Genomic DNA, 24,157 nt, shown 5'->3' on the forward strand with positions numbered 1-24,157 from the left:
AGGACTATTCTAATTGAGAGGTGAGAGAAATGGACAGAAGAAAACAGCTTTTAATGGAATATAAACACAGGAAAACTGAAATGGGGATTATCTCATTTCTTTGTGTTCCTACAAAGGAAAGCTTCATAGGATATTTTCAGGATACAAAAGCATATATAAACAGTAATCGTTTTAAGCTTGATGTAAATATGCATCGCAACTCAGAATTGCAAAAATTATGGAATCAACATGGAAAATCTGCATTTGAAATTGTTGTTTTGGAAGTTTTGCCTTATGATGAAAAGGATAATGAAAAAGAAGATTACACAAACGAGTTGGAAGAGATGTGTAACCGATACCTGAGGAATATTGAAGGGGCAAGAAGGATTTAATAATAAAACGAAGACAATTAATCGGAGAGCGAAGCATGGACTGTTCAAAAGTAGGAAAGATGATATTGCATCTGCGCAAAGAGCAAGGGCTTACACAAAAAAATATTGCTGATACATTAAATATCAGCAATAAAACTGTTTCAAAATGGGAACGGGGTTTGGGATGTCCGGATGTTTCCATTTTGGCAAGTCTGTCCCAGGTTTTAGGGGCGGATATGCAAAAGATGCTGGAGGGTGAGCTTGACCCCAATAGACCGAATAACGGGAATATCAAAAAAATACGCTTCTATGTCTGTCCGACTTGCAGCAATGTTCTAACCAGTACAAATAAAGCATCGATTTCCTGCTGTGGCAGGAAACTGGAACCGCTGGAACCAATGGAACATTTGGAGCATCATAAGATGACCTTTGAGGAAATAGATATTTACAATTATATATCCATAGACCATGAGATGAACAAATCACATTTTATTAGATTTATTGCTTATGTGGGAGCCGATATCGTTTTAATAAAAAGCCTTTATCCTGAGCAAGATGCCAGCATTCATATTCCGGTAATGCAACGTGGCGGAAAATTATATGGCTATTGTAGTCAGCATGGACTCTGGGTACAATCTATATAATTGATTGTAGAAACTTACGATGAATAAGGAAAAACCCACCAACCATTCAGGTACCTGAACGGTTAATGGGTTTGTTTTTGCTCCACTACTCTTCTAATTTCCAGATATTTTTGTCCGCCCGAAATGGCAAACAAGATAATGCGCCGAAAATTCCGATTACAAAAAATAGCAGAGCTGCTCCGGAGCCTTTTCCTGACCCAAACAATGTAACCCACAGACTACTCATCGACTGCCCTGCCATAAATGGTTCAAATACTCTGTCAACAAAAAAACCGCCGCACAGATAACCTAAAGGAATGGTGAAAAACTGTAATGTATTCCTTACCGAATAGACACGTCCCTGCATCTCAATAGGTATTTTTGACCGAAATAGCACATCCATATTGGCCCCCATAACAGGAATGAATATCCAGCCTAAGATAGCACCCAAACACCACACCCACGTACTCCTGCCGAAAGCAAGAATAAAATTTTCGGTACTCATGGCAAAAAGCAAGGAATTACAAATAACTCGTACTCGGCTTTTTGGTGGTGGCAGGATAGAAACCAAAATGCTTCCAAACATCGTTGCTATTCCAGTTACGGTATTGACCAACCCAAGTGCCACTTCTCCGCCGCCAATGCGTGAGAGCATCATTGCAGGCAGTGCAGCATTGAAGATGGAGGCGGTAAAATTGATTACGGCCAAAAATAGGATCAAATCCAGAATTCCCCGATTGTCCTTGAGATATCGAAATCCACTTTTTGCAGACTGCAATACCGTCTCACTTACAGTAATGCTTTGTTCTGTGACTTGAGGTATTTTGATAAAGCATAGTAGTGCCACAAATGCTGTGAAATATGTAATCAAATCAAATAGGATGACGAACTTAAGGCTTGTAAAAGAAAGCAATGCCGTGGCAAGTACAGGCGTCAGTATTGTAACCAGCGAATTAGAGAAGGATCGCATCCCACTGACCTTCTGATAGTGCTTTTTCGGAGTCAATAGGCTGATGGTGACCTCTGATGCCGGTTGCTGTACCGTATTCATCAATCCATTCAAGGTGTTAATCAAATACAGGTGCCAAATCTGGAGTTTACCTATTGTCAGCAGAATTAGTACCGAAATGGTACAAAGTGCTGCAAAGCTGTCACTAATCAGCATGGTGAACTTCTTGTTCCATCGGTCACTAAGTGCACCTGCAAAGATACTCAGCAGGACATATGGTGCATAGGAACAGATGGCCAAAAACGAGGTGGTAAGAGCAGACCCTTGCTGCTGATAAGACCAAATCACCAGTGCAAAGTTGGTCATTGCACTACCAAGTCCCGAAAATGACTGTGTAATCCATAACAATAGGAAAGTATGAAGTTCCCTGATGTTCATTTTTAAATTTTTAATCATGACTTTGCTCCTCTTTCAAATAGAATCTTTAAGATTTAATGAAAGTGCAAAGCCGAACGGACGAACTCAATCCGCTCCGTGCAGTTTCGTCCGGTTCAGTCCTTGCACGGAGCAGTGACAATACAGAGTTGCATTTTTATTCTCCTTTTAATAATTTTGGTTTTCGTGTAGAGTTAAATTCTATTTAACATATTTTAACATAAATAAAATAGGAAAACCAACAATATCAGGAAGCCAGGTTACTTCTTTACAACAAAATTCTCTCAAGTTATAATCAAGAAATCGGAACACAGATTTCGCAAAGATGCTGTTCAACCTTTTTAGCAGTATAGCGCTCCAATATCGGTCGTGTAGCGTCATAAAGAAAGCCACTTTCAAATAGTGCAGGGAAGATATTTCCCCAAGCCTGTTCTACAGCTTTTGCTGTGTGTTTTACTGTAAAAACTGCATGTTTTCCTCCGCTAATTTCACCATGTTTTATATTGCCGTCTGTCGGAAAGCGTTTATCAGCAAGGAGAATACAAGCATCATAGCGGCAATTTTCAGGCGGTGTTGTTTTTGGATTATCATGTGCAATACCAAAAATCACAGTTTTATTATTCATTAGGTTGCTAGTTTCCGCCCAGCGCTTTAATTGCTCCATAGTCCGGATATTTTCCGCACCATAAGCTCCTATTTGCCGTATATATGCAATAGAGCCTGCTGGGATAGTTTCAATATTCATATTCATTGTATTTTAATCCTCTTTCCTTACTTTGTGACCGGTCCTTTTTCACAATACATTGCTTTAAAATGAAATGCAAACTAATTTTTAAAAGTTGTGCTGTAACCACTAAATAAAATAGATTTACTTAGTGTAATATCCTGTAACATTAAATGTGAGTTAACATAAAATAATATTATAAGTTAACCTTTTACAGGAGGTATAAACCATGCTATCAACCATTGAATTTATAAAACAGTCACTAGGTTTACATTTGTTTTTTGCAAGGATTATGAAAGAACACTCATTTTTTCTTGAAGCGGCGTTTACACCAAGGGACACTAGTTTTACCCAACAGGCTGATAATTTTCGCAAAGAATTTGATAGGATTCTAGGAGATGTTATTTCACTTTCCAACGGTGTTGTTAATCCAGGCGTTTTACAATCCGGTGAAGTAATAACACCCTTTACTATCAAAGCAGAACAGGCAACCACATTTTTTACAGGAGTACGGATACCAACTCAACTGACACAGGCAGAAGCAAGATTAATGGGCGGTGGGATTATAACAGCCAGCCCTATGCTTGAACGACGTGTATTTACCCTTAACCAACGGGCAATAAAAGCAACTGCTGCGTTAATAAAGTTTAAAACAAATATAATATCTAATGTTTTAAGCTGTAAAATGTTCACATTTAATTACCCTTTGTTGATAATACACATAACTCGTGAGGCAGAATTATACCTTCTACAACTTAGAAGACTTCAAAACAGGGAAGAGATAAGTCTGGAAAGAGAAGCTTACCAACAGGAATTTTTCTGGAATAGGCAAATGGCAGAACATGCTAAGTTTATAAGGGGACTTCTTGACCCGACAGAAAATAATTTGATCAATCAAGCTAATAATTTTGGTAATGAGTTTGATCAATTGACAGCAGAGGCTAAAGCGGCAATTGATACAACTGCTCCATTGGCTAAAGTTACTGAGGAAAGCTTAAAGGCAACTGAGGATTTAAGGAATTTCAAGGCCCAAGGTACACAGGGAATTCTCTCATGTAAAATAAGATCAATCATAATTCCGTTGCTTGGTGATCACGTATTACGTGAAGCAAATCATTATCTGCGGCTGCTTAAAATGTTTGAAGGAAGATGATAAAACAATTTATTTACAAATGTCACCATGATGTGTTTTATTACCTAACTAAAATTAGCTATATATGCAAATCTTTAGATTTTATTACAGAGTATTATATCATACTAAATCATAGTATTCCTATTGACATGGAAGGAATTAGCAATTATAATAAATAAAACTAAACTTGTTTACTAAACGAATTAGAGACTGTTTCTATATTTGCTCAATTCAAATTGCAGTGAAAAGGAAATAGTCTTTTTATTAAGGGAGAAGCTTTTTACGTTATTGAAATAAAAATAAAATAGGGAAGGTTGACTAAATAAATTAGAGACTAACTTTAATTCTGCTTATGCAGATATTGAAAATAGTTTTTTTTTATTTTTAAGCCACAGTTTAGGCATAATGCTCCTTAGAAAATGGTCGGCTGGTGGGGCAAACTTTTCAAGAGCATAAAACGCATGAAGGAGGAGTTAGCATGGGTAAGATTAATTTAGCGGCCACTACTGTTGTAAGCCGTGAACAACGTCTTGGCACGATCATCGGCTGGGACGGTGAAGCTTCAAAACTGGTAGAGGAATCAGGATATTCTATTCCTGGTTGCAGTGGTAAAAAAGGCAATGGTTGTAAGCTTTGCGAAATAAAAGGACCTTTTACACAAGGCTCTGTTTGCAGTGAACAAATGGTGGAATGTCAGGCAGGAAATGTGAGAGGTGCCGTATTAATTCAACATTCCCCTATTGGTTGTGCGGTGAGCCAAACAATTTACAATTCAATATATCGCAATGGTCTTGCTATGAGAGGCCTTCCTGTAGAAAATATTAAAATCGTTTCTACAAACTTGATAGAAGGTGATATGGTTTTCGGGGGTATTGGAAAGCTTGAACAGACTACGCGGGATGTTTGGGAGAGATATAAGCCCAATGCAATTTTTATTGGAACAGCATGTGCTACAGGCATTATCGGTGATGATGTTGACAGCGTTGCATCGGAGTATTCGGAGAAGTTGGGAATTCCTGTAATTCCGCTTCATTGTGAAGGTTTCCGCTCAAAACATTGGAGCACAGGCTTTGATGCCACTCAACACGGTATTTTAAGAGATATAGTAAGGAAGAGTCCTAAGAAACAGGAGGATTTGGTGAATGTAATCAATCTTTGGGGTTCTGATGTATTTAAACCAATGCTTAAAGAACTAAATTTACGTGTGAATTATGTTGTAGATCTTGCGACTGTTGAGGATTTGGCACAGATGTCAGAGGCTGCTGTGACAGTTGGCTTTTGTAATACGCTTTCCTCGTATTTGGCTCAGGGACTGGAACAAAATTTTGGTGTTCCGGAATTGAAAGCTCCTCAACCTTATGGCTTTGCCGGAACCGATGCGTGGCTAAGGGGCATAGCCAAAATCACCCATCGAGAGGAGCTTTGCGAGGCTTACATAAAAAAAGAGCGTGAGCGCGTAACGCCCAAAATTGAAGAGTTGAAGAAAAAACTGAAGGGCGTAAAAGGATATGTTGCAACAGGTTCTGCTTATTCCCATGGACTGATTTCAGTACTAAGAGAACTTGGTGTTGAGGTGAACGGCTCATTGGTATTCCACCACGATCCTATCTATGACAGTGAAGATCCGATACAAGACTCGCTGGCCTTTCTTGTTAATAACTATGGGAATGTGGAAAATTTCAGTGTCAGCAATAGACAGCAACATCAGCTCTATGCTCTACTGAAAAAAGCCAAGCCTGACTTTTTATTAATAAGACATAACGGGCTTGCACCTCTTGCATCACGTCTTGGTATTCCGGCTGCTCCTCTTGGGGACGAACACATTGCAGTAGGTTATGAGGGAATTGTTAACTTGGGCGAAGCGATATTAGCTATTTTAAAAAGAAAGAAATTTCACGAAGATTTGGCACAGCATATTAAGCTGCCATATACAGAGTGGTGGCTAAGCCAAGATGATCCATATATCCTTGCTAAAAACCCAGAAATTATATATCAAGATTAATTGTGGAGGTAAAAAAATGTCACAGATTGAAAATTCTTATGAAAATCAGAAAACAAATTCCATAAGCCGACCACGATATGGCTGTGCGATTGGTGCTATGTATACTGCAAGTGCAATTCCGGGAGTAGTTCCCATTACTCATTGTGGACCGGGTTGTGCAGATAAGCAATATGTTAGTCTTGCTTTTTACAACGGGTTTCAGGGAGGAGGCTATGGCGGAGGAGCTGTTCCACCCAGTCTTAATGCCTCAGAAAATGAAGTGGTATTTGGAGGAAATGAGAGGCTTAAAGAACTGATACAAGCATCAATAAAGGTTATTGATGCAGATTTGTTTGTGGTACTCACAGGTTGTATACCTGACCTTGTTGGTGATGATGTACCGTCAGTCGTATCAAAATTCCAAGAAAAAGGTGTTCCCATTGTTTATGCTGAGACAGGTGGCTTTAAGGGGAATAATTATACGGGTCATGAATTGGTTACAAAGGCAATTATTGACCAATATATCGGTGACTACGAAGGACGTAAGAAAAAGAATGTGGTTAATGTTTGGACAGAAATTCCATATCAAAACCCATTTTGGAGGGGGGATCTCTCTGAAATCAAACGTATTCTTGAAGGGATAGGCCTTAAAGTTAATATTCTATTTGGGCATGACTCAAAAGGTGTTGAAGAATGGAAAGAAATCCCTAAGGCACAGTTCAATCTTGTTATATCAACCTGGCTAGGACTTGATACAGCAAAGCATCTTGAAAAAAAATATGAACAACCATTTTTACATATACCAGTAATCCCTATTGGGGCGAAAGCAACTTCTGAGTTTTTACGCAAAGTATCGGGTTTTGCAGGATTAAATCTGGAAAGGACAGAACAGTTCATACAAAGGGAAGAGAAACTTTATTATAAATATTTGGAGGATTTTTCTGATTTTTATGCAGAATATTGGTGGGGTATTCCATCAAAATTTGCTGTTGTGGGCGAAAGCAGCTATAATCTGGCCATCACTAAATTTCTTGTAAACCAGCTTGGATTGATTCCGGTTAAACAAATTATAACGGAAAATCCTCCTGAAGTACATAAGGACAGTATCAGAAAAGAATTTTTAAACATTGCAGATGATGTTAGCATAACACCTCTTTTTTTAGAGGATGGTTATTTGGTTGAGCAAGCCCTTATCAATTCCGAGGAAAAACCTTCAATCATATTGGGAACAACGTGGGACAGAGATGCTGCAAAGCAGCTTGGTGGGAATATTGTTGAAATAGGCTTCCCGGCATCCTATGAAGTGGTTTTATCAAGAGCAAATGTTGGATATAGAGGCGCATTGTCCTTGATTGAAAAAATATTTACTATCGCGATTAGTGCAAGTGCTTAAAGTTTTGCTGACAAGGATTCAAATAATTTAAGATATGGAACGTATATACCAACGGTTTTAGATACACTCCGCTTAAAAGGCAAAATCAATGATTATAATGTGAGGTAGAGTAATTATGTAACCTTTATTTTTAAAATGCATACTATGAACTGAAAGGAGCGTGCAATTAATGCAGGATTATTATGATAAGCAACAGCCCCAGCGTTACACCGGGACATCAGATAGTATGCAAAGCGAAATGTTTGCCGAATTCGGAGAATCGATGACGGAAGAGATGCCGGTCGGTATAATCCCTGACAGTATGTCCGACAGATTCTTGTGGCAGAGCTATGAAGCTCAACGGGATCCTCCGTTCGGTCCTCCACCCGGAATGCCACCTTTTGGGCAGCCTTTTGGAGGCGCTACCCAGGGAAGCGGACCACCGCCCGGTCCTCCGCCGGCTTTTGTTCCATCTAGCACCGTTGAGCAACAGTCAGCCGGAGTCCTTTCGATAAATCCGGGGGCCATTAGGCCTTGTAGGTTCAGATTTGTGTATTTGTGGCTGAATAACGGCCAGCGCTTCTGGGCTTGGTTGGTTTTCGTCGGGCCAAGGTCTGTGGCGGGATGGAGATGGACGGGATCCCGTTGGATCTACTTCGGGATAGACACCAGGAGGATAGCATCATTTGCATGCTATTAGTTTTTTCTTCCTGTTCTTAAGCGGGTGCTGATACATTTCAGCACCTCCATTTTTTCAGTTTTGCTTAAGTATTGCCTTTGCCTCAAAAACCAAACTGCACATGGAGTTAATTGGATAGACAAAAAATAACCAATTGTAGTATTTATTAAAGTGAAGTCATCTTTATTCTACAAAAGTGTGCATAAAACAATAATTTTATAGGGTACAGTTTGGTAAGGGTTACCTATTTTGACTGTTCCATAAATGACTACCAAATTCTTGTTTGCCGGGTTTCCGGTAAAAGCCTGCCCATTTTCTTGAATAATTTGAGTAAGGGGACTGATGTTAAGTTTTAATGTACCATCACTACTGACCAACTGACTGTTAAAAAAATCAACCTTAACATTTTGATTTCCCGAAGCCTTTGACATTACTAAAGCTCGATATTGCGGAGGGTAGATCAGTGGAGCAGGAGCATTTGCATCGTAAAATCCGGTTATGGGATCTCCTATATTCACCATTACATGATCTACAAAGTAGGTAGTCGGCGTTATTACAAAGTTTACCATGTTTCCATCCATATTTTGTACCGACATCAGTTTATAACACTCGGAAGGCGCTTCTGCCCCTGCCCAGAAATTACTTATTGCTGTAACAACACCTGAAAAAAATCCAAAGGTAGCCATATTCATTACTCCAATAACATTTATTTTATAATATATAACATATGAAGTACTAAAGAATTATGTTATCCTTTGCTCATAATACTAATAAATTCTTCAATATTGACACAATACATAACATGTTATATATTTAATACATTATACAAGTGGAGAAAAATAATGAAATTAACAAGTATTAGTGAAGAATATGCAATTTATGGGACTCTATTTTCTTTATGCAATAGAATTCAAACGATTGGTGACAAAGAATTTACAGATATTACAATGAGACAACATTTTTTGATGATTGCACTTGGAATGTTTGAAAATCCACCTACGTTAAAAGAAATGGCTGAGCTTATTGGTTGTTCTTATCAAAATGTAAAAAGGATGGCAGATCATTTACAGAAAAAAGAGTTCTTAAAAATTGTACAGGACAGCAAGGATAAACGAAAATTATTGCTTGTATCTACCGGGAAATTAGAAAAAATGGCAGATTCCAATCCTGAAAAAACAATATTTTTTATGTCAAAACTTTATAAAAGCATTTCTAGAGAAGATTTAGTGACTACCTTAAATACATTAATAAAAATGGACCAGAATATTGGAGGTATTATAGAATGACAAAAAGAAAAGATTTGTTGGCAGTGGTTACATTACTGTTGTTATGTGTTACTGCCATTCCCGGTATCATGTCCATAGATTTCTCTCATGCCATTAGTTTTCTCAATCAATATGGTCAATCAGTATCCATATATGGATATGGGATATATGCATTTGATAGTTATTTTAAGGCACCTATATCAATTGGAACAGATTTTTGTATACTTTTTGTATTGGTGCCAATGTTTTTATATACATATATTCAATATCGAAAAAGTAATGATTCACTAGCTGAATTAAAAATGATTTCTGTATATTCGGTAGCGTTATATTATGCAGCAAGTATTGTATTTGGTGTTACATATAACAGATTATTTATAGCATATGTTGTTTTATTTTCCTGCTCTATTTTTGGAATGTTCATGCATATAAAAAAAATCAAATGGAGCCAAACAATTCAAGTTACAAAAGGATTAATAGTATTTTTGATTTTAAGTGGAATAGCACTTTTTGCTGCATGGTTACCAGATATTATTCCCACATTACTTAATGGAGGGACATTACCGCTTATAGAGGTATATACAACGGAAATTACATATGTATTAGATATGGGAATCATTGGTCCGTTGTGCTTTGTTTGCTTGCATTTGCTGGTAAAGAAACAAAGTTTGGGGACGATGTTGTTAGCAATTCTTCTCAAGGCATGTATTGTAGTTGGAATTATGATGATTCCACAAACTATATTACAGGTTGTTTCAGGGGCTGAAATTCAAATGCCAGTGTTAGTTTCAAAATCTCTGTCATTTGTCGCATTAGGTGGATTTGCGTTATTCTTTAACATAAAAATGTATAAGGAGTTATCAAATGAAATTACAGAGGAGAAATAAGATTATGATTTTTAGCGGAGCTGTTTTTGTAATAATAGGAATTGTTATTATTTACTGGAATATACCATATTCCCCATTTAAAAGTTCCTTTGACCAGAATATGAAAAGCCGGATTTATGAAACTGCGGCAAATGAAGCAATTTGCACGCAAGAGGAAATAGACCGTTTACCCGAAGCATTTAGGAAGCATTGTAAATATATTGGGTTGGTTGGAAGTAAGAAAAATAATGCAGTAAATGTAGTGTTTCACGACACAAAGTTTGTATTTGACAGTAATAAAGGCACTATACTTGATATGGAATATAATTTATGGTTGTTTTGTAATAAACCGTTTAGGAGTGCATTTTGCAAATCTAGTATGTTTGGAGTTCCATTTGATGGTATTGATTATTGCTCTGATGACAAGGTGGGTGGAATGAAGGGCATGGTTGGAAAAGCTATCGAAATATTTGATGTCCACAATGAACAAATGTACAAGGCGGGATTGATATCATGGTTAGCAGAAGGTGCGTGTATAAATCCCTGCATCTTATTATCGGATTATGTGACATACGAAGAAATTGATTCTACCCAGGTTAAGGCAAAGATCGACTACAATGGAGTGAGTGGGGTAGGGATATTTACCTTTGATGAGCAAGGAAAATTATTGAGCTTTGAAAGTGATGAACGACAGGTAGAAGAGATAAATGGAATTATGACGCCGATAGGTTGGAAAGCTAAATATGGAAATTACAAGGAAAAGGATGGGGTGTTGATTCCTGGTGTTATGCAAGCTATAAAGGTATATCCTGATAAAGAATTAGTTTACTTTGATTCAAACAATATTGATATATATTACTACAAATAAGTATGACAAGTTTGTATTTGCTAGATGCGTATGGAACATCTAAAAGGTATGCGTGTTTCTCTCAAGGGCAAAGGAATAAAGCTAAGCAAACCCACCGTTCAGGTAGATGAATGGTGGGTTGCGTATAATACGACACAACTATTTTTTTACACTAAAATCCGAAAGAGGATGCTTATTTACAGCTTCCTTTAGCTGCTGTTGATCCAAATGAGTATATATCTCGGTAGTAGAAATACTTTCGTGGCCAAGTATCTCCTGCAAAGCCCTGATATCAACGTTCCCGTATTTGTACATCAGGGTTGCCGCAGTATGTCTCAGCTTGTGAGTAGAGTAACGCTGAGGGTCAAGTCCGGCTTCTTTTATGTATCTTTTAACTATTTTCTGTACGGATTCCTTGCTGATTCGCTGGTTTCTCCTACTTATAAACAAGGCACTTTTGTCTTTAAGACCGTTTACGGGACGTACCTTCATATAGTCTTCAATAGCCTGAAGACATGCTTTATTCAAAGGTATGCTGCGTTCTTTACCGCCTTTTCCCAATACTGTCAGAGTATTATCCTTGATGTTGTGCAGGTTTATTCCAACCAGTTCGGAAAGACGTATTCCACAATTCAGAAAAATTGTAATTATTGCGTAGTCTCTCACTGAATATTCATGATCCGCTTCGTTTACAGAGGTCAAGAGCTTTTTACTCTCATCAAAATTAAGATATCTGGGGAGTCTTTTTAAAATCTTCGGAGATTCCAATTCTATAGTAGGGTTTATATCCAGCAGCTTTGCCTTTGTCGAGAGGTAGTTAAAAAACGATTTGAGACTTGCAACCTTTCTTGCACGTGCATGGGAGGTATTATCTCTTTTGTTACTGACAAAGGACATATATGTGTATAAATCACTGAGTGTAACTGTCTTTAAAAGAGGTATATCAATATCTGTGATTTCAATGCTATCAAATTCAATGTTTTTATCAACTATATTTCTATGTATCTTCAAAAAACGAAAGAATATTCGAAGATCATAAAAATACACCTGGATGGTGTTTATAGATTTACCCTTTATAGTTTGCATATAGTTCAAGAAATCTCTTAAAACCGCAGGCATTTCAAAATCATAAATATTTTTCATATGTAAGACCCCTAAGTAATATTAATAGATACAGATACCAAATTATTCATATATCTATTAGTATATCACATAAGAAATGGCTTTTCAGCAATCTTCCTCGTCATTTTTGAGGTCTTTATTCATACAATCTTCATAGTCATGATTGCTGTTCATATCAAATTCTTCAATAGGTACAGGGCCTCTCATAACATATCTTTCAACTTGCAGAACACCGTTATCGTCTGCACGTACTCTCCAATCAACCATTAATATTTTTCCTTCTAAAATTTCTATACCCGTTATGCCTTTGGAATGTATGCAGCAGCCGGTATTAAAGTAAGGCAGCTCTTTACTTTTTGGGAATTTTTGTCTGTGAGTATGCCCGCAAATAAGCATAATTTTATGTTTTTGAATCCATTTTTTATAATTCCTCTCAATTTTATGTCTCTTAAAATGGTTTCTGGCAGGACTGGATGGGCTGTGGAAGCCTATTACATGGATATAACGCCAGAAGTAACGTAAAAGGAACATGGAAACAAACCAGAGCTGATCGTTCATTAAATCACCCTGATGCCCGTGAACAATAAGTATTTCCTGACCGGTGGCTTTGTTCTTTAAAACAAGGGATTCTATTGGTGTCATTCCCTTTAGCAAATCATGAATATCCTGACTGTAATCATCGTAATAGCTGTAAAAATTCTTACTTACGAAGTCCTTTTTTTTGAGATAAATATTATGGTTACCATAAATCATAATAAATCTATTGTCTTCAAAGAATTTTTTAAGAACTATAAAAACGTCGCTGTGGGCTAATCTGATATGTCTGAACTTTGTATATTCCCATAGCTCATCACCGTCACCTGCCTCAACGTATATATATCCGTTATCAAAGTAATAATTAAGTGCATGACGGAAGATATTCTGATTCCTGGCAAACTCGTCGGAAATGCTGTCGTCTCCTCTATGGGAATCACTGAAAAATATATATTTGGAATTATTGTCAAACAGTTGAAGCTTTGCGTTTCTATAAGCTTTTAGCAATCTTTTATCTGTAAACATTCCATCATTCCTTATATTTTGTGTTATTCAATAATATGTGCAGTTACATTAGAAGGTTATCCATGAAAAGTATTCCAAAAATGTTTTGAATAATTTTTGCTAAAACTCCATAAATTCTTCGTGTTGGAATTACCAAGCTATATTTATAAAAAATGTGATTTATTATTGCATTAAAGGAGGATTTAATGTCAAGCAGGTATAGAAAGCTTCTGACAGGTTGTACTTTGGTCTTATTACTTTTTTTTATTTCAACTAACGTAATGGCATCAAACAGTCGGGCAGAAGCTGCAATAACTAATATTGATATAAGAAGCACACCGGTTTTAGACCCAATTGATTATAACGGATACATTGTAAGAATGGTAGTTGATTACGCAAAGGAATTTGTCGGAGTCAGATATGTATATGGTGGGACAAGTCCCGAAGGCTTTGACTGCTCAGGTTTTATCGGGTATGTTTATAAAAATTTCGGCGTTAAACTCGCCAGATCTGCGCAAAGCATGTACTCAAACGGTAAAGAAGTGTCGAGGGATTCACTGAAAGCCGGTGATATACTATTCTTTGATGCCTCCTCCAGAAACAGAGCAGGGGCAATCGACCACGTAGGTATTTATTTAGGCGGTGATAATTTCATCCACGCATCCTCTTCAAAAGGTTCTGTCCGTATACAAAAATTATCCCAGTATAAAGGTTTATATATAGGTGCAAAAAGAGTTATATAGCTTAAAAAATCCTATGAATTAAACAAATTAGTAAAACAAATAATATCATCGTATGTTTAATAAATTCAAAGAGGTGATAAACCATGACTACCATAAAAATGAGTAAACTAAAAAAAAGAGTTATTTCATTTATGGCACCGTTGCTGTTATTAATGTTAACCGCTTGTTCCCCAAAAGTATTACAAGAGCCGTTAAATAATACAGGAAACCAGTCGGTTCGAAGTAATATTCAAAATTCTTTGCAGACTCCGGGCAAGAATACTACACAATCGGAAATTAATAATACGTCTCAGTATTATATCTATACCGCAAATGAGGATGAATCAACCGTTTCTGCCGTAAATGTGGCTACTATGCAGACTACAGCAAGTATTCCCGTTGGAAAAGCCCCTCATAATGTACAGACAACACCCGACAGAAATTTTGTTTTTGTAGTAGAAAATAAAAGCAATACTGTGTCAGCAATTGATTCTAAAACAAATAAAATTACAAAAACCATTAAAGTGGGAGAAGGGCCAAACCACATCGTATTTTCAAAAGATTCAAAAACTGCTTATGTAACAGTAGCCGAAATGGCAGAAGCAGGAGAAATGGGCGGTTCAGATAAAAAAGGGAATGTATACGTTCTTGATATTGCTTCGGGGACTGTAAAGAATAAGATTCCGGTTGGTCAAATGCCTCACGGGTTAAGGATGTCCCCGGATGGGAAAAAGCTTTATGTAGCTAATTCAAATTCCAATGACGTATCAGTTATTGATTTGAATACCAACAAAGTCATTAAGACAATAAAGGTAGGTAAAAAACCTGCTCAGGTAGCAATAACTCCTGATAATAAGCAGGTCTTTGTAACAATTGGCGATGAAAACAGGGTCGATGTCATTGATACATCCACTATGAGTGTCAAAAAATCAATCTCAGTAGGTAAAACCCCTGTTCAGGATTATATAACCCCTGATGGTAAATTCGTTTATGTTGCAAATACCGCAAGTAACAATATCAGCGTAATTAAAACAGAAACCCTTGATGTTGCAGCAACCATTGCAGCAGACTCAAAAGCCCACGGGGTTACAATATCAAAGGACGGAAGATTTGTATTTGTTACCAACAGCGGAACAGGAAACGTAACTGTAGTAGATGCAAAATCCAATGTTGTAACTGCTACAGTGGCTGTAGGTAAAGGCCCTACGGGTATAACCGCTTGCGATTAATAGATGGGTTGTCACAAAATTAATTTATATCTTTTTTAACCTGTACTAAGAGTATAAAATTGTATCAATGGAAGCTTGGAAGCAATCATTGATATAATTTTATACGGTACCGGTGTAAAACAAAAAACTTTCCGTTTTGCAACAGCCCCTTATATATTTATTCTACTTTTCCAAGTAAAAAACTTATAACTAAAATAACAAAAACTATTGTTGTTATAATTACATACATATAATCTTTTTCTTTCAGGAAAGTAAATATTGATATACCAACCCTGAAAACCGGAGTTATTATCAAAATCAACAATCCCGTAAGAATCAATGCATAGGGTTTTAATACCGCTAATCCGCTGAAAATATCACCCAGGGATGTTGGAAAGAAGCTTCCGGGATAACCGCTTTTACCCGTTGCAAAAAGGAGTATAAGTCCGAAGCCTATTACAATAGCACTGACAATTACTCCGATTCTCAGAATTTTGCTTATAAATACCTCTGTGCCTTCAATTCTGGATTTCATAATTTCACTCCTTTAACTATCATCTGTATTGACACATAAAGCAAAACGGGGATAAATACCAGTCTCAGAGTTGAACTTTTCAACCTTTGCATTACTTTTGTCCCGATAGAGGCGCCGAAAAGAACACCCAATGCCACGGGTGCGGCAATACTGGGGTCAATGTTTCCTCTTGAAAGATAAATTCCTGCACTGGCGGCAGCGGTAACACCTATCATAAAATTACTTGTTGCCGTTGAAACCTTCATAGGCAGCTTCATAAAAGAGTCCATAGCCATTACTTTGAAAATACCGCTGCCTATACCGAGAAGTCCCGAAATTACGCCCGCCACATACATCATACCAAATCCTCCGTAAACCCCGGTTACATTGTATTCCACCGTTTCGGAGAGTACCTTGTCATAATAAGCACCGCTAAGGTTCAATTTTTCAGCCAACGGTGAGGGGGAAATATCCTTCGGCAGCTCCTGCTTTCTTTTATTAAACATGTTAAGAGCAGAGTATAAAAGAAGGAAGCCAAATATAAGATACAGGTATTTGGTGCTGAACAATCCGGCTAGAAAAGCACCTGTGAGAGCTCCTGCTGTTGTAGCAATTTCAAGAAACATTCCGACCCTTACGTTAGTTATTCTGTCTTTAAGGTACGCTATGGCAGAACCGCTGGAAGTAGCTATAACGGAAATAATACTTGCACCTATTGCATATTTAATATCAATTTCAAGCAAAAGAGTAAGTGCAGGGGTTATGATTATTCCGCCTCCAAGCCCAAGGAGCGAGCCTAAAAAACCAGCCAATACTGATATGAATAATATTACAATTGTAGTTGTTATCATTTCAAATCCACCTTAGTATTTAATGGAATGTTCAAGTAACATTATACCAAATATAATACGGAATTATGTTATCTCAGATGAATTTCAGTTGTGCCAATAAGATGTATATTGTTATGTTACAGCTTCATAATATATAATATAAGTGATTATGTAATATATGGTTATTATATGAATTTGAGGGAGATATATTAATTTATGGGGAGGATGAAAACATGAGAAGCTTTCCACTGATTTTTAACAGTGAACTTAATTGCATTTCAAGTCCTATAATCTCACTTATGGCGTCTAAAAATTTGGAATACAGATTAGCTTTTGCATACATATGGGGCTTTACTTTCTCTGATGAAGACCCGAACTTTCCGGGTGCATTAGGCCCAAGAATAGAAGAGGGTTTCAATAACGTTTTTGAGTGTCTGTCTGATTTTTACAATGTGGAGATTATCAGACATTACGATATTACGACAGAAGAAGTATATGAGCTTATCAAAGAAGAAACCTCCAAAGGTATGCCCGTAATTATTTTCACAGATATGTATAACTGTGTATGGACCAATGTGTTCAAAAAAGTACACATTAATCATTCTTGTACGATAGTAGATTTGGATACAAGCGGAAACCTATTTTGTATTGATTCGGCGCCGCCATGTAATGGAGCTATTATGAAAATTGAGGACTTTCATGCAAGCTGTAAGGGGTGTATAACTATTAATTTAGATAGATATAAGAATACTAATATAGATTGGAGAGCAATTTTACATAATTCGGTGAGCCGTGCATATAAAAATGACACTTTTTCCTCACTATCCAAATTCGTAAACAGTTTTAATAATTCCTTTGATGTGGCAGCTGAAATAAAAACCGCTCATGGAAATGAGCCGAGTGCTTCGTATATCATATGGAGGCTTTTGAGAATTTCAGGGGGACGAGTGCTTTTCAGTTTATTTTTAGAACATTTAGGAGAAAGATACAATAATTTAGAATTACTCAATTTATCCAAAGAATTTAAAACTATTAGTGATAAATGGAAAATTAATCAAGCACTTGTTTTAAGATACATGAACAACCCTGAAAATAAAGATATCCTTAATAGATTATCAAATAACTTTTCTTTTATTTTAGAATCAGAAGTTAAAATGGCAGAAGCATTATCCGGGATATAATATAGAGCATTATATACTATATAAAATGCAACAGAATTGTTGCATTTTTTTTGTACAACCTTATGCAAAATTATTTTAATAATGTATTAATTTGGTATAATTGTTGTAGAGAACTCATTTTACCATAATAAGGTTAGAAGAGTTCGGAATATATTTAATCCACATTAAAATAATTTTTAGGGGGAGTTAAAAAATGTCAAAAGTACAAAAAGAAAGGAAAAGAAGGCTGTCGGTCTTGTTGATCATTGCTCTTATAGCAGGACAGATTTTTTCTGCAGTTACGGTATCAGCAGAAGCACCGCCATCTTCTTTTACTCCGGCTGAAGGCTGGGAGAATTATAACTATTTCAACTTTGCAGAAGCACTACAAAAATCACTTTATTTTTACGATGCAGAGAAATGCGGCGAAGAAGCCGGTTACGACAAAGGTGGCAGGCTTGAATGGAGGGGTTCATGCCATGAAGGAGATGCAAAAATACCCTTAAAGTACACCAACCTGTCAGCTGCTTTTTTAGAAAAGTACAAAAGTGTAATTGATCCCGACGGAGACGGTACAGTAGATGTACACGGTGGGTTCCACGATGCAGGCGATCATGTCCGCTTCGGTCTTCCACAGAGTTATGCTGCCGGTACCCTTGGTTGGGGATTCTATGAATTCAGGGATTCCTACAAGGCAATAGGGGAGGAACAGCACACAATTGATATTTTAAAATACTTTACTGATACATTCTTACGCTGCTCCTATCTTGACAAAGATGGTAATCTCATTGCATTTTGCTACATGGTAGGAGAAGGTGACGTTGACCACTGTTACTGGGGGCCACCGGAACTATATCCGGAAGAGTATGCCAAGACCAGACCTGCTGATTTTGCTACTGCTGAAACTCCGGGAAGTGATGTATGTGCAAGTACTGCTGCGGCCCTTTGTACATCGTACCTGAATTTTAAGGATTCAGACCCGCAATATGCAGAAAAGTGCTTAAAGGTCGCAAAAGCCATGTATGAATTCGCAAAAAAATACAGAGGTAAGGCCGCTGGTGATGGCTACTATACTTCTGATTATGATGAAGATGAGCTGGCTTGGGCTGCTGTATGGCTTTATCAGTGTACCGGAAATATGGACTACGTAAAAGATATTGACTCTGTTGATGCACAGGGAAACTATACCGGATATATGAAAAGAATAATACCTGAAACCTATAATACCAATACCTGGTATAATTCATGGACTCATTGCTGGGATGCGGTATGGGCCGGAACATTTTTAAAGCTCAATGAACTGTTACCCGAAAATGAATTATTCAACTTTATCGCAAGCTGGAATGTAGAATATTTGTCCGGCGGTGTAGCAAAGCATACTGATCCGAATGACCATAACTATTACAAACCATCACCTGCCGGATATACTATGATAAACGGCTGGGGATCTGCACGTTACAATACAGCCGCACAGTTATGTGCTCTTGTATATATGAAACATCATCCGGAAAGAACTGATTTTGGTGAATGGGCAAAGAAGGAGATGGAATACCTTATGGGAAGAAACCCCATGGGATATTCTTATATAGTCGGCTACGGCTATGAACAGGGGCTTCCTTTTGCACATCACCCGCACCATAGAGCAGCACATGGCTCAAAAACCAACAGTATGAATGACCCTGTGGAACACAGACATATTTTATGGGGTGCTTTGGCAGGGGGGCCTGATGCAAATGATTATCATATAGATTCAACCACTGAGTATGCCTATAATGAAGTTGCAGTTGACTATAATGCTGCCTTTGTAGGTGCCTTAGCCGGATTGTATAACTACTACGGACAGGGTCAAAAGCCAATAGCGAATTTCCCTCCAAAGGAACCAAGAGCTGATGATTACTATTGCGAAGCTCGTGTAGCAAGGGAAACTGCTGACAGCACACAGGTAGTTTTAAGAGTTCATAATGAGTCATGTCAGCCACCTCATTACGAAACAGGAATGAAAGTAAGATATTTCTTTAACATTAATGAATTATTAAAAAGCGGACAAACTATAGACGATGTTATATTTGCAGTAGAGTATGACGAACAGATTTCCATGCAGCAGGACCCTATCAAGTACACAGGGCCTTTCAAGTGGGATGATGCAGGAACATACTATTACGAATTTGATTGGAGCGGAAGCAAAATATATGGAGACAGAGAACTTCAAATTTCATTCCGAGCAAAACAGGATTCCAATTACATGACTCATTGGGATTCTTACAATGACTACAGTATGAAGAATCTTACAAGTACATATGCAGTAACCAAGAATGTGCCTGTTTATTTGGACGGGACTTTGGTTTACGGTGAAGAAGCTCCAAAGCTCGACCCGTCAACTGACCCTGAAAACCCAGACACCTCGCCGCCGTCAATCTCTGTATCATATAAGTGCGGTGCTTCGGATACCATAAAAAATACCATAAGGTCTTCAATAAATATAAAAAATACCGGAACGGTTCCCATAAATCTGTCTGACATAAAACTACGTTATTGGTTCACAAATGACGGGAACCAGCAAAATTCCTTTACATGTGAATACGCAGCATTAGGTACCAGCAATGTCACCGGTAATTTTACCAATATATCTAATCCTGTTACGGGTGCTGACACCTATTGTGAAATCGGGTTTACAAGCGAAGCAGGAAAGCTGTCACCGGGAGGAAGCACTGGGGCAATACCATTCAGAATAGAGGGTACAACGGATTATGACAAGACAAACGATTATTCATATGACTCAAAAATGACTGATCTTGGTGATAATACAAAAATTACAGGTTACATAAAGGGCGAACTCAAGTATGGGGTCGAACCTGTTGTTATTAATATCAAGCTCGGAGATTTAGACGGTAGTGGAACTGTAGATGCTATCGACTTTGCATTAATGAAAAAATATCTCCTTGGTTCTTTACAATTGGATTCGGAGAGCTGTGTCAGAGCAGACGTAAACAAAGATAATTCTGTTAATGCAATCGACCTTGCATTACTCAAAAAGTATCTTCTTGGTACAATATCTGCCTTTTAATCAATTAAATTAAAGCTCCTTTCTGATTTCCAGGATGGATAAGCACACGACAAGGGCCGAAAACTCAACTTTCCGGCCCTTGTCATATATACTAAACAGTTTGACACCAATCCAAGGCCTAAAATTAAACAGGAGGTTATAACTATGAGAAAAAAATTGTCAGCTATATCGGTTATACTATTTTTTACTTTCTTGTCAACAAATATTGTGGGGTTCAGCACGCAGACATTTGCAGCGGAAACAGCCAATTTATCAGAATATATTCAGTATGAAATGCCAATTGTTGCAATAAATACCGACTCCGACACTAAAATTGATTCCGATGAGGTGTACACTGATGCAAAAATCAGCGTAATAAATGATGATGGTAAATATGAAATGTCTGATATTGCTTCATCAGTAAAGCTGCGTGGAAACAGTTCCATGTATTCCGAAAAGAAGAGCTACAAAATAAAATTTGGAGAAAAGCAAAATCTTCTTAATATAGGAGATGGAAAAGGAAAGACATGGTGCTTGATTTCAAACTGCTACGATGGATCTCTTTTAAGAAATCTTACCGTCTATCATTTTGCTGAATTACTGGACGGCATTTCCTACTCACCCAACTGCCGTTCTATAGAACTTTATGTGAACCATGAATATCAAGGCGTATATTTGTTGTGTGAAGATGTTAACATAAATAAGAATCGTATAGCGATTTCAGAAGAGCCAAATGAAGTTGAGAATAATGGTTACCTTGTTGAAATGAGCAGATACGCCAAAGATAACAAGTTTGATATAGATACGGCTACCTACGAAGTAAAAAATGACTTATCCCAAACACAATCAATAAAAAATCAGCAGATTAATTACATTTCAAAGTACATTGAAAAGGCCTACAGCGCATTGAAAAGCGGCAACGAAAAGGAATTGAGAAAATACATAGACCTTGATTCATTAGTCGACATATATATAGGCAATGAAATTGTCAAAAATGTTGATGCCGGATGGGACAGCTTCTATATGTACAAGAATGCAGGAGGAAAGCTCTGTTTTGGCCCTATGTGGGATTTTGATCTGGCTATGGGAAATGCAAACTGTGTAAAGGGCTTTGAATCATGGAAAGGCTTTAATCCATATAATATCCTGAATGTGAATGCAAATTCCAATCCATGGTTCTGCCATGCACTATCAAAAAGTTGGTTCCGTGATTTAGTAAAAAAGCGCTGGAATAAACTACAAGGTAAAATAAATGGTTTGCCAAAAACAGTTATAAAAGAAGCCCAAACAAATTACAAGTCTTATTGCAGAAACTTTGAAAGATGGGATGTACTGGGCAAACAGGTATATATTGAACCTGCTGAAATATCAGCACTTACAACCTTCAGAAAGCATTATAACTATCTTGGCAGCTGGTTGAACAACCGTATAAAATGGTTGACCCAATATATAAACAGCAAGGATTTTAAAAATGGGGTGTTTGTAAACTATAATGGAAAGCAATTAACCTCAAACTCAAATTTATTGGAGATAAGCCCTATACTGGCACTATTAAATACATCTGATGTAGATTTGACCTATAAAATGTTGCCTAACATAGGATTGACTCTCTCAATTAAAAACGGTGGGGTGGAAAGCTGGAATACCCAGGTTGATGCATCCGGCTTTATGATAGAACAAGGTGCTGAATATGTACTTTCCTTTGATTATAGTTGCAGTGAAACCCGTCAGCTGCCATTATGTATTCAACAGAATTATGCACCATGGGCCCCATACTATTCAGGTGAATTAAAGGCCACAAAAGAGCCTCAACATTATGAAACAGTTATAAAAGCCCCTGCAAGCGATTCCAATTGCGCACTTATATTCAGTCTTGGAGGGAATACATTTAACGGAACTGATGTCACCATAAACAATATGAGTCTTGTGAAAAAGAGTAAGTAACTATTGATTGGTAGTAAGCTAAACAGAGGATGTGCTTCCTCTGTTTATTTTTTTCTTAAAAATAAAAATTACAAAAATTGCTAAAAAATAATTGACATACTTTTAACCACATGTTACCATTTGGATAACTTATAAAACATATGGGATTACTTGGGTATAATGTACTGCTTTTTATAAGCTGGAATTGGTTTACCTAATTCATCAAATAATCTTTTAAGTCAATGCATACTAAGAATATATGAAAACTATTATTTAACAAAGGAGTGATTTGTAATGAAGTATAAAATTCTTAAAATCAATATTATCACTGTGTGTATACTGCTTTTATTTTCAGTCTTGACGGGGTGTGGTAATGCCGAAAATTCAAATAAAGCTTCTGGCTCATCACACAACAACTCCATAACCCTTTTGAATGTTTCATATGATCCTACAAGGGAGCTTTATCAGGAATACAATGAGGCTTTTATAAAATACTGGAAGAAAAAAACAGGAGAAATTGTGACTGTTCAGCAATCCCACGGTGGTTCAGGAAGTCAGGCAAGAACCGTAATTGATGGAAACGAGGCGGATGTAGTTACTTTGGCATTAGCTTACGATATTGATTCAATCAATAAAAATAAAGAGTTGATTAACAAGGAATGGCAAAAACGTCTACCTGATAATTCAACCCCATATACATCAACCATAGTATTTCTTGTGAGAAAAGGCAATCCAAAGAACATAAAAGATTGGGATGATCTTGTGAAACCCGGGATACAGGTAATAACTCCAAATCCAAAAACCTCCGGCGGTGCTCGTTGGAATTATCTTGCAGCGTGGGGGTACGCTCTGAAGAAAAATAATAATGACCGGGAGAAGGCTAGGGAATTTGTCAGTCAGCTTTATGAAAATGTACCGGTTCTGGACTCAGGAGCTAGAGGAGCAACAACTACTTTTGTTGAACGTGGTTTGGGTGATGTTCTTATAGCGTGGGAGAATGAAGCCTTTCTCTCAATAAATGAGCTTGGAAAGGATAAATTTGAGATTGTAGTACCGTCAGTAAGTATTTTAGCTGAGCCTCCGGTTTCTGTGGTTGATTCCGTTGTTGATAAAAAAGGTACCAGAAAGGCTGCCGAAGCATATCTCCAATATCTATACAGTGACGAAGGTCAGGAAATAGCAGCAAAAAACTACTATAGACCAAGGGACCAGAACATTGAAAAGAAATATGAAGCGCAGTTCCCAAAAATCAATCTTTTTACTATCGATGAAGTATTCGGAGGCTGGAATAAAGCTCAGCAGGAACATTTCAGTGATGGCGGAGTTTTTGATCAAATATACATAAAAAAATAATTAAGAACTGGAGGTGAAATT

General features: G+C 37.3%; 22 protein-coding genes. 14 read left to right on the forward strand and 8 right to left on the reverse strand.

The annotated features are described in order from the left end of the window. Positions 1–29 precede the first annotated feature (29 nt). Both L323_RS27075 and L323_RS27080 read left to right on the forward strand, forming a co-directional pair. A complete protein-coding gene (locus L323_RS27075) occupies positions 30–371 on the forward strand; it encodes a GIY-YIG nuclease family protein (protein ID WP_020814775.1) in 342 nt (113 codons plus the stop codon). Positions 372–406: 35 nt separating this feature from the next. After that, a complete protein-coding gene (locus L323_RS27080; protein ID WP_020814776.1) occupies positions 407–994 on the forward strand; it encodes a helix-turn-helix domain-containing protein in 588 nt (195 codons plus the stop codon). An 85-nt stretch (positions 995–1,079) separates the two neighbouring features. Here the strand turns inward: L323_RS27080 and L323_RS27085 are convergent, their stop codons facing one another. Continuing rightward, positions 1,080–2,378 carry an MFS transporter gene (locus tag L323_RS27085; protein WP_020814777.1) on the reverse strand — a complete coding sequence of 433 codons (1,299 nt, stop codon included), beginning with the start codon at positions 2,376–2,378 and terminating at the stop codon, positions 1,080–1,082. Between the two features lie 274 nt (positions 2,379–2,652). After that, a complete protein-coding gene (locus L323_RS27090) occupies positions 2,653–3,108 on the reverse strand; it encodes an AraC family transcriptional regulator (protein ID WP_020814778.1) in 456 nt (151 codons plus the stop codon). Between the two features lie 202 nt (positions 3,109–3,310). Between L323_RS27090 and L323_RS27095 the strand changes: the two genes are divergently transcribed. The 3 genes from L323_RS27095 to L323_RS27105 all read left to right on the forward strand — a co-directional run bounded on the left by L323_RS27095 (position 3,311) and on the right by L323_RS27105 (position 7,587). Then, positions 3,311–4,234 (forward strand): DUF2935 domain-containing protein, encoded by a 924-nt coding sequence (locus L323_RS27095; RefSeq protein ID WP_020814779.1) that lies wholly within the window; start codon positions 3,311–3,313, stop codon positions 4,232–4,234. A 457-nt stretch (positions 4,235–4,691) separates the two neighbouring features. Further along, positions 4,692–6,215: a nitrogenase component 1 gene (locus L323_RS27100; RefSeq protein WP_020814780.1), complete on the forward strand. Its 1,524-nt coding sequence runs from the start codon at positions 4,692–4,694 to the stop codon at positions 6,213–6,215. A 16-nt stretch (positions 6,216–6,231) separates the two neighbouring features. Next, positions 6,232–7,587 (forward strand): nitrogenase component 1, encoded by a 1,356-nt coding sequence (locus tag L323_RS27105; RefSeq protein WP_020814781.1) that lies wholly within the window; start codon positions 6,232–6,234, stop codon positions 7,585–7,587. A gap of 336 nt (positions 7,588–7,923) precedes the next feature. Here L323_RS27105 and L323_RS41280 read toward each other — a convergent pair whose 3' ends face one another. Both L323_RS41280 and L323_RS27115 read right to left on the reverse strand, forming a co-directional pair. Beyond that, positions 7,924–8,094 carry a hypothetical protein gene (locus L323_RS41280; RefSeq protein WP_165582682.1) on the reverse strand — a complete coding sequence of 57 codons (171 nt, stop codon included), beginning with the start codon at positions 8,092–8,094 and terminating at the stop codon, positions 7,924–7,926. A 339-nt stretch (positions 8,095–8,433) separates the two neighbouring features. Continuing rightward, positions 8,434–8,931: a hypothetical protein gene (locus tag L323_RS27115; RefSeq protein WP_020814783.1), complete on the reverse strand. Its 498-nt coding sequence runs from the start codon at positions 8,929–8,931 to the stop codon at positions 8,434–8,436. A gap of 156 nt (positions 8,932–9,087) precedes the next feature. Here L323_RS27115 and L323_RS27120 point away from each other — a divergent pair, with 156 nt between their 5' ends. From L323_RS27120 to L323_RS27130, 3 genes are read left to right on the forward strand one after another with little or no spacing between them, the layout of a single operon-like run. Beyond that, positions 9,088–9,531 (forward strand): MarR family winged helix-turn-helix transcriptional regulator, encoded by a 444-nt coding sequence (locus L323_RS27120; protein ID WP_020814784.1) that lies wholly within the window; start codon positions 9,088–9,090, stop codon positions 9,529–9,531. Beyond that, the gene (locus L323_RS27125) at positions 9,528–10,397 is read left to right on the forward strand and encodes a hypothetical protein (RefSeq protein ID WP_020814785.1); all 870 of its coding nucleotides are present in this window, start codon (positions 9,528–9,530) and stop codon (positions 10,395–10,397) included. Before L323_RS27120 ends, L323_RS27125 begins: the two co-directional genes overlap by 4 nt. Then, positions 10,375–11,244 (forward strand): DUF6544 family protein, encoded by an 870-nt coding sequence (locus tag L323_RS27130; RefSeq protein WP_020814786.1) that lies wholly within the window; start codon positions 10,375–10,377, stop codon positions 11,242–11,244. Before L323_RS27125 ends, L323_RS27130 begins: the two co-directional genes overlap by 23 nt. A 138-nt stretch (positions 11,245–11,382) precedes the next feature. Here L323_RS27130 and L323_RS27135 read toward each other — a convergent pair whose 3' ends face one another. Both L323_RS27135 and L323_RS27140 read right to left on the reverse strand, forming a co-directional pair. After that, positions 11,383–12,366, reverse strand: a complete 984-nt coding sequence (locus tag L323_RS27135) for a tyrosine recombinase XerC (protein ID WP_020814787.1) — start codon at positions 12,364–12,366, stop codon at positions 11,383–11,385. A gap of 84 nt (positions 12,367–12,450) precedes the next feature. Further along, a complete protein-coding gene (locus tag L323_RS27140; RefSeq protein ID WP_020814788.1) occupies positions 12,451–13,404 on the reverse strand; it encodes a metallophosphoesterase family protein in 954 nt (317 codons plus the stop codon). Between the two features lie 185 nt (positions 13,405–13,589). On the opposite strand from L323_RS27140, the gene L323_RS27145 reads away from it, so the two are divergent. Continuing rightward, complete coding sequence (locus L323_RS27145) at positions 13,590–14,126, forward strand: C40 family peptidase (protein ID WP_020814789.1); 537 nt, start codon at positions 13,590–13,592, stop codon at positions 14,124–14,126. A gap of 83 nt (positions 14,127–14,209) precedes the next feature. Beyond that, complete coding sequence (locus tag L323_RS27150) at positions 14,210–15,334, forward strand: beta-propeller fold lactonase family protein (RefSeq protein WP_020814790.1); 1,125 nt, start codon at positions 14,210–14,212, stop codon at positions 15,332–15,334. A gap of 157 nt (positions 15,335–15,491) precedes the next feature. On the opposite strand, the gene L323_RS27155 is transcribed toward L323_RS27150, so the two are convergent. Then, the gene (locus L323_RS27155; protein ID WP_020814791.1) at positions 15,492–15,848 is read right to left on the reverse strand and encodes a DUF1634 domain-containing protein; all 357 of its coding nucleotides are present in this window, start codon (positions 15,846–15,848) and stop codon (positions 15,492–15,494) included. Continuing rightward, the gene (locus tag L323_RS27160) at positions 15,845–16,678 is read right to left on the reverse strand and encodes a sulfite exporter TauE/SafE family protein (protein WP_020814792.1); all 834 of its coding nucleotides are present in this window, start codon (positions 16,676–16,678) and stop codon (positions 15,845–15,847) included. Before L323_RS27160 ends, L323_RS27155 begins: the two co-directional genes overlap by 4 nt. Before the next feature lie 212 nt (positions 16,679–16,890). Between L323_RS27160 and L323_RS27165 the strand changes: the two genes are divergently transcribed. From L323_RS27165 to L323_RS27180, 4 genes are all read left to right on the forward strand, one after another. Then, positions 16,891–17,838, forward strand: a complete 948-nt coding sequence (locus L323_RS27165) for a hypothetical protein (protein WP_020814793.1) — start codon at positions 16,891–16,893, stop codon at positions 17,836–17,838. A 193-nt stretch (positions 17,839–18,031) separates the two neighbouring features. Beyond that, positions 18,032–20,881: a glycoside hydrolase family 9 protein gene (locus L323_RS27170; RefSeq protein WP_020814794.1), complete on the forward strand. Its 2,850-nt coding sequence runs from the start codon at positions 18,032–18,034 to the stop codon at positions 20,879–20,881. A 144-nt stretch (positions 20,882–21,025) separates the two neighbouring features. Next, positions 21,026–22,804 carry a CotH kinase family protein gene (locus L323_RS27175; protein WP_020814795.1) on the forward strand — a complete coding sequence of 593 codons (1,779 nt, stop codon included), beginning with the start codon at positions 21,026–21,028 and terminating at the stop codon, positions 22,802–22,804. A gap of 273 nt (positions 22,805–23,077) precedes the next feature. Then, complete coding sequence (locus L323_RS27180) at positions 23,078–24,136, forward strand: sulfate ABC transporter substrate-binding protein (RefSeq protein ID WP_020814796.1); 1,059 nt, start codon at positions 23,078–23,080, stop codon at positions 24,134–24,136. Positions 24,137–24,157 lie beyond the last annotated feature (21 nt).

Origin of the sequence: Ruminiclostridium papyrosolvens C7 (genome assembly GCF_000421965.1) — a bacterium.
Taxonomy (GTDB): Bacteria; Bacillota; Clostridia; order Acetivibrionales; family DSM-1351; genus Ruminiclostridium; species Ruminiclostridium papyrosolvens_A.

Excerpts from the sequence above, each read along its gene's own strand:
- L323_RS27180 (WP_020814796.1), top strand. The coding sequence starts at position 23,078 with ATGAAGTATAAAATTCTTAAAATCAATATTATCACTGTGTGTATACTG.
- L323_RS27100 (WP_020814780.1), top strand. The coding sequence starts at position 4,692 with ATGGGTAAGATTAATTTAGCGGCCACTACTGTTGTAAGCCGTGAACAA.
- L323_RS41280 (WP_165582682.1), bottom strand. The coding sequence starts at position 8,094 with ATGGCCCCCGGATTTATCGAAAGGACTCCGGCTGACTGTTGCTCAACG.
- L323_RS27150 (WP_020814790.1), top strand. The coding sequence starts at position 14,210 with ATGACTACCATAAAAATGAGTAAACTAAAAAAAAGAGTTATTTCATTT.
- L323_RS27085 (WP_020814777.1), bottom strand. The coding sequence starts at position 2,378 with ATGATTAAAAATTTAAAAATGAACATCAGGGAACTTCATACTTTCCTA.
- L323_RS27140 (WP_020814788.1), bottom strand. The coding sequence starts at position 13,404 with ATGTTTACAGATAAAAGATTGCTAAAAGCTTATAGAAACGCAAAGCTT.
- L323_RS27095 (WP_020814779.1), top strand. The coding sequence starts at position 3,311 with ATGCTATCAACCATTGAATTTATAAAACAGTCACTAGGTTTACATTTG.
- L323_RS27170 (WP_020814794.1), top strand. The coding sequence starts at position 18,032 with ATGTCAAAAGTACAAAAAGAAAGGAAAAGAAGGCTGTCGGTCTTGTTG.
- L323_RS27105 (WP_020814781.1), top strand. The coding sequence starts at position 6,232 with ATGTCACAGATTGAAAATTCTTATGAAAATCAGAAAACAAATTCCATA.
- L323_RS27090 (WP_020814778.1), bottom strand. The coding sequence starts at position 3,108 with ATGAATATGAATATTGAAACTATCCCAGCAGGCTCTATTGCATATATA.
- L323_RS27115 (WP_020814783.1), bottom strand. The coding sequence starts at position 8,931 with ATGGCTACCTTTGGATTTTTTTCAGGTGTTGTTACAGCAATAAGTAAT.
- L323_RS27120 (WP_020814784.1), top strand. The coding sequence starts at position 9,088 with ATGAAATTAACAAGTATTAGTGAAGAATATGCAATTTATGGGACTCTA.
- L323_RS27130 (WP_020814786.1), top strand. The coding sequence starts at position 10,375 with ATGAAATTACAGAGGAGAAATAAGATTATGATTTTTAGCGGAGCTGTT.
- L323_RS27155 (WP_020814791.1), bottom strand. The coding sequence starts at position 15,848 with ATGAAATCCAGAATTGAAGGCACAGAGGTATTTATAAGCAAAATTCTG.
- L323_RS27160 (WP_020814792.1), bottom strand. The coding sequence starts at position 16,678 with ATGATAACAACTACAATTGTAATATTATTCATATCAGTATTGGCTGGT.
- L323_RS27175 (WP_020814795.1), top strand. The coding sequence starts at position 21,026 with ATGAGAAAAAAATTGTCAGCTATATCGGTTATACTATTTTTTACTTTC.
- L323_RS27125 (WP_020814785.1), top strand. The coding sequence starts at position 9,528 with ATGACAAAAAGAAAAGATTTGTTGGCAGTGGTTACATTACTGTTGTTA.
- L323_RS27075 (WP_020814775.1), top strand. The coding sequence starts at position 30 with ATGGACAGAAGAAAACAGCTTTTAATGGAATATAAACACAGGAAAACT.
- L323_RS27145 (WP_020814789.1), top strand. The coding sequence starts at position 13,590 with ATGTCAAGCAGGTATAGAAAGCTTCTGACAGGTTGTACTTTGGTCTTA.
- L323_RS27080 (WP_020814776.1), top strand. The coding sequence starts at position 407 with ATGGACTGTTCAAAAGTAGGAAAGATGATATTGCATCTGCGCAAAGAG.
- L323_RS27135 (WP_020814787.1), bottom strand. The coding sequence starts at position 12,366 with ATGAAAAATATTTATGATTTTGAAATGCCTGCGGTTTTAAGAGATTTC.
- L323_RS27165 (WP_020814793.1), top strand. The coding sequence starts at position 16,891 with ATGAGAAGCTTTCCACTGATTTTTAACAGTGAACTTAATTGCATTTCA.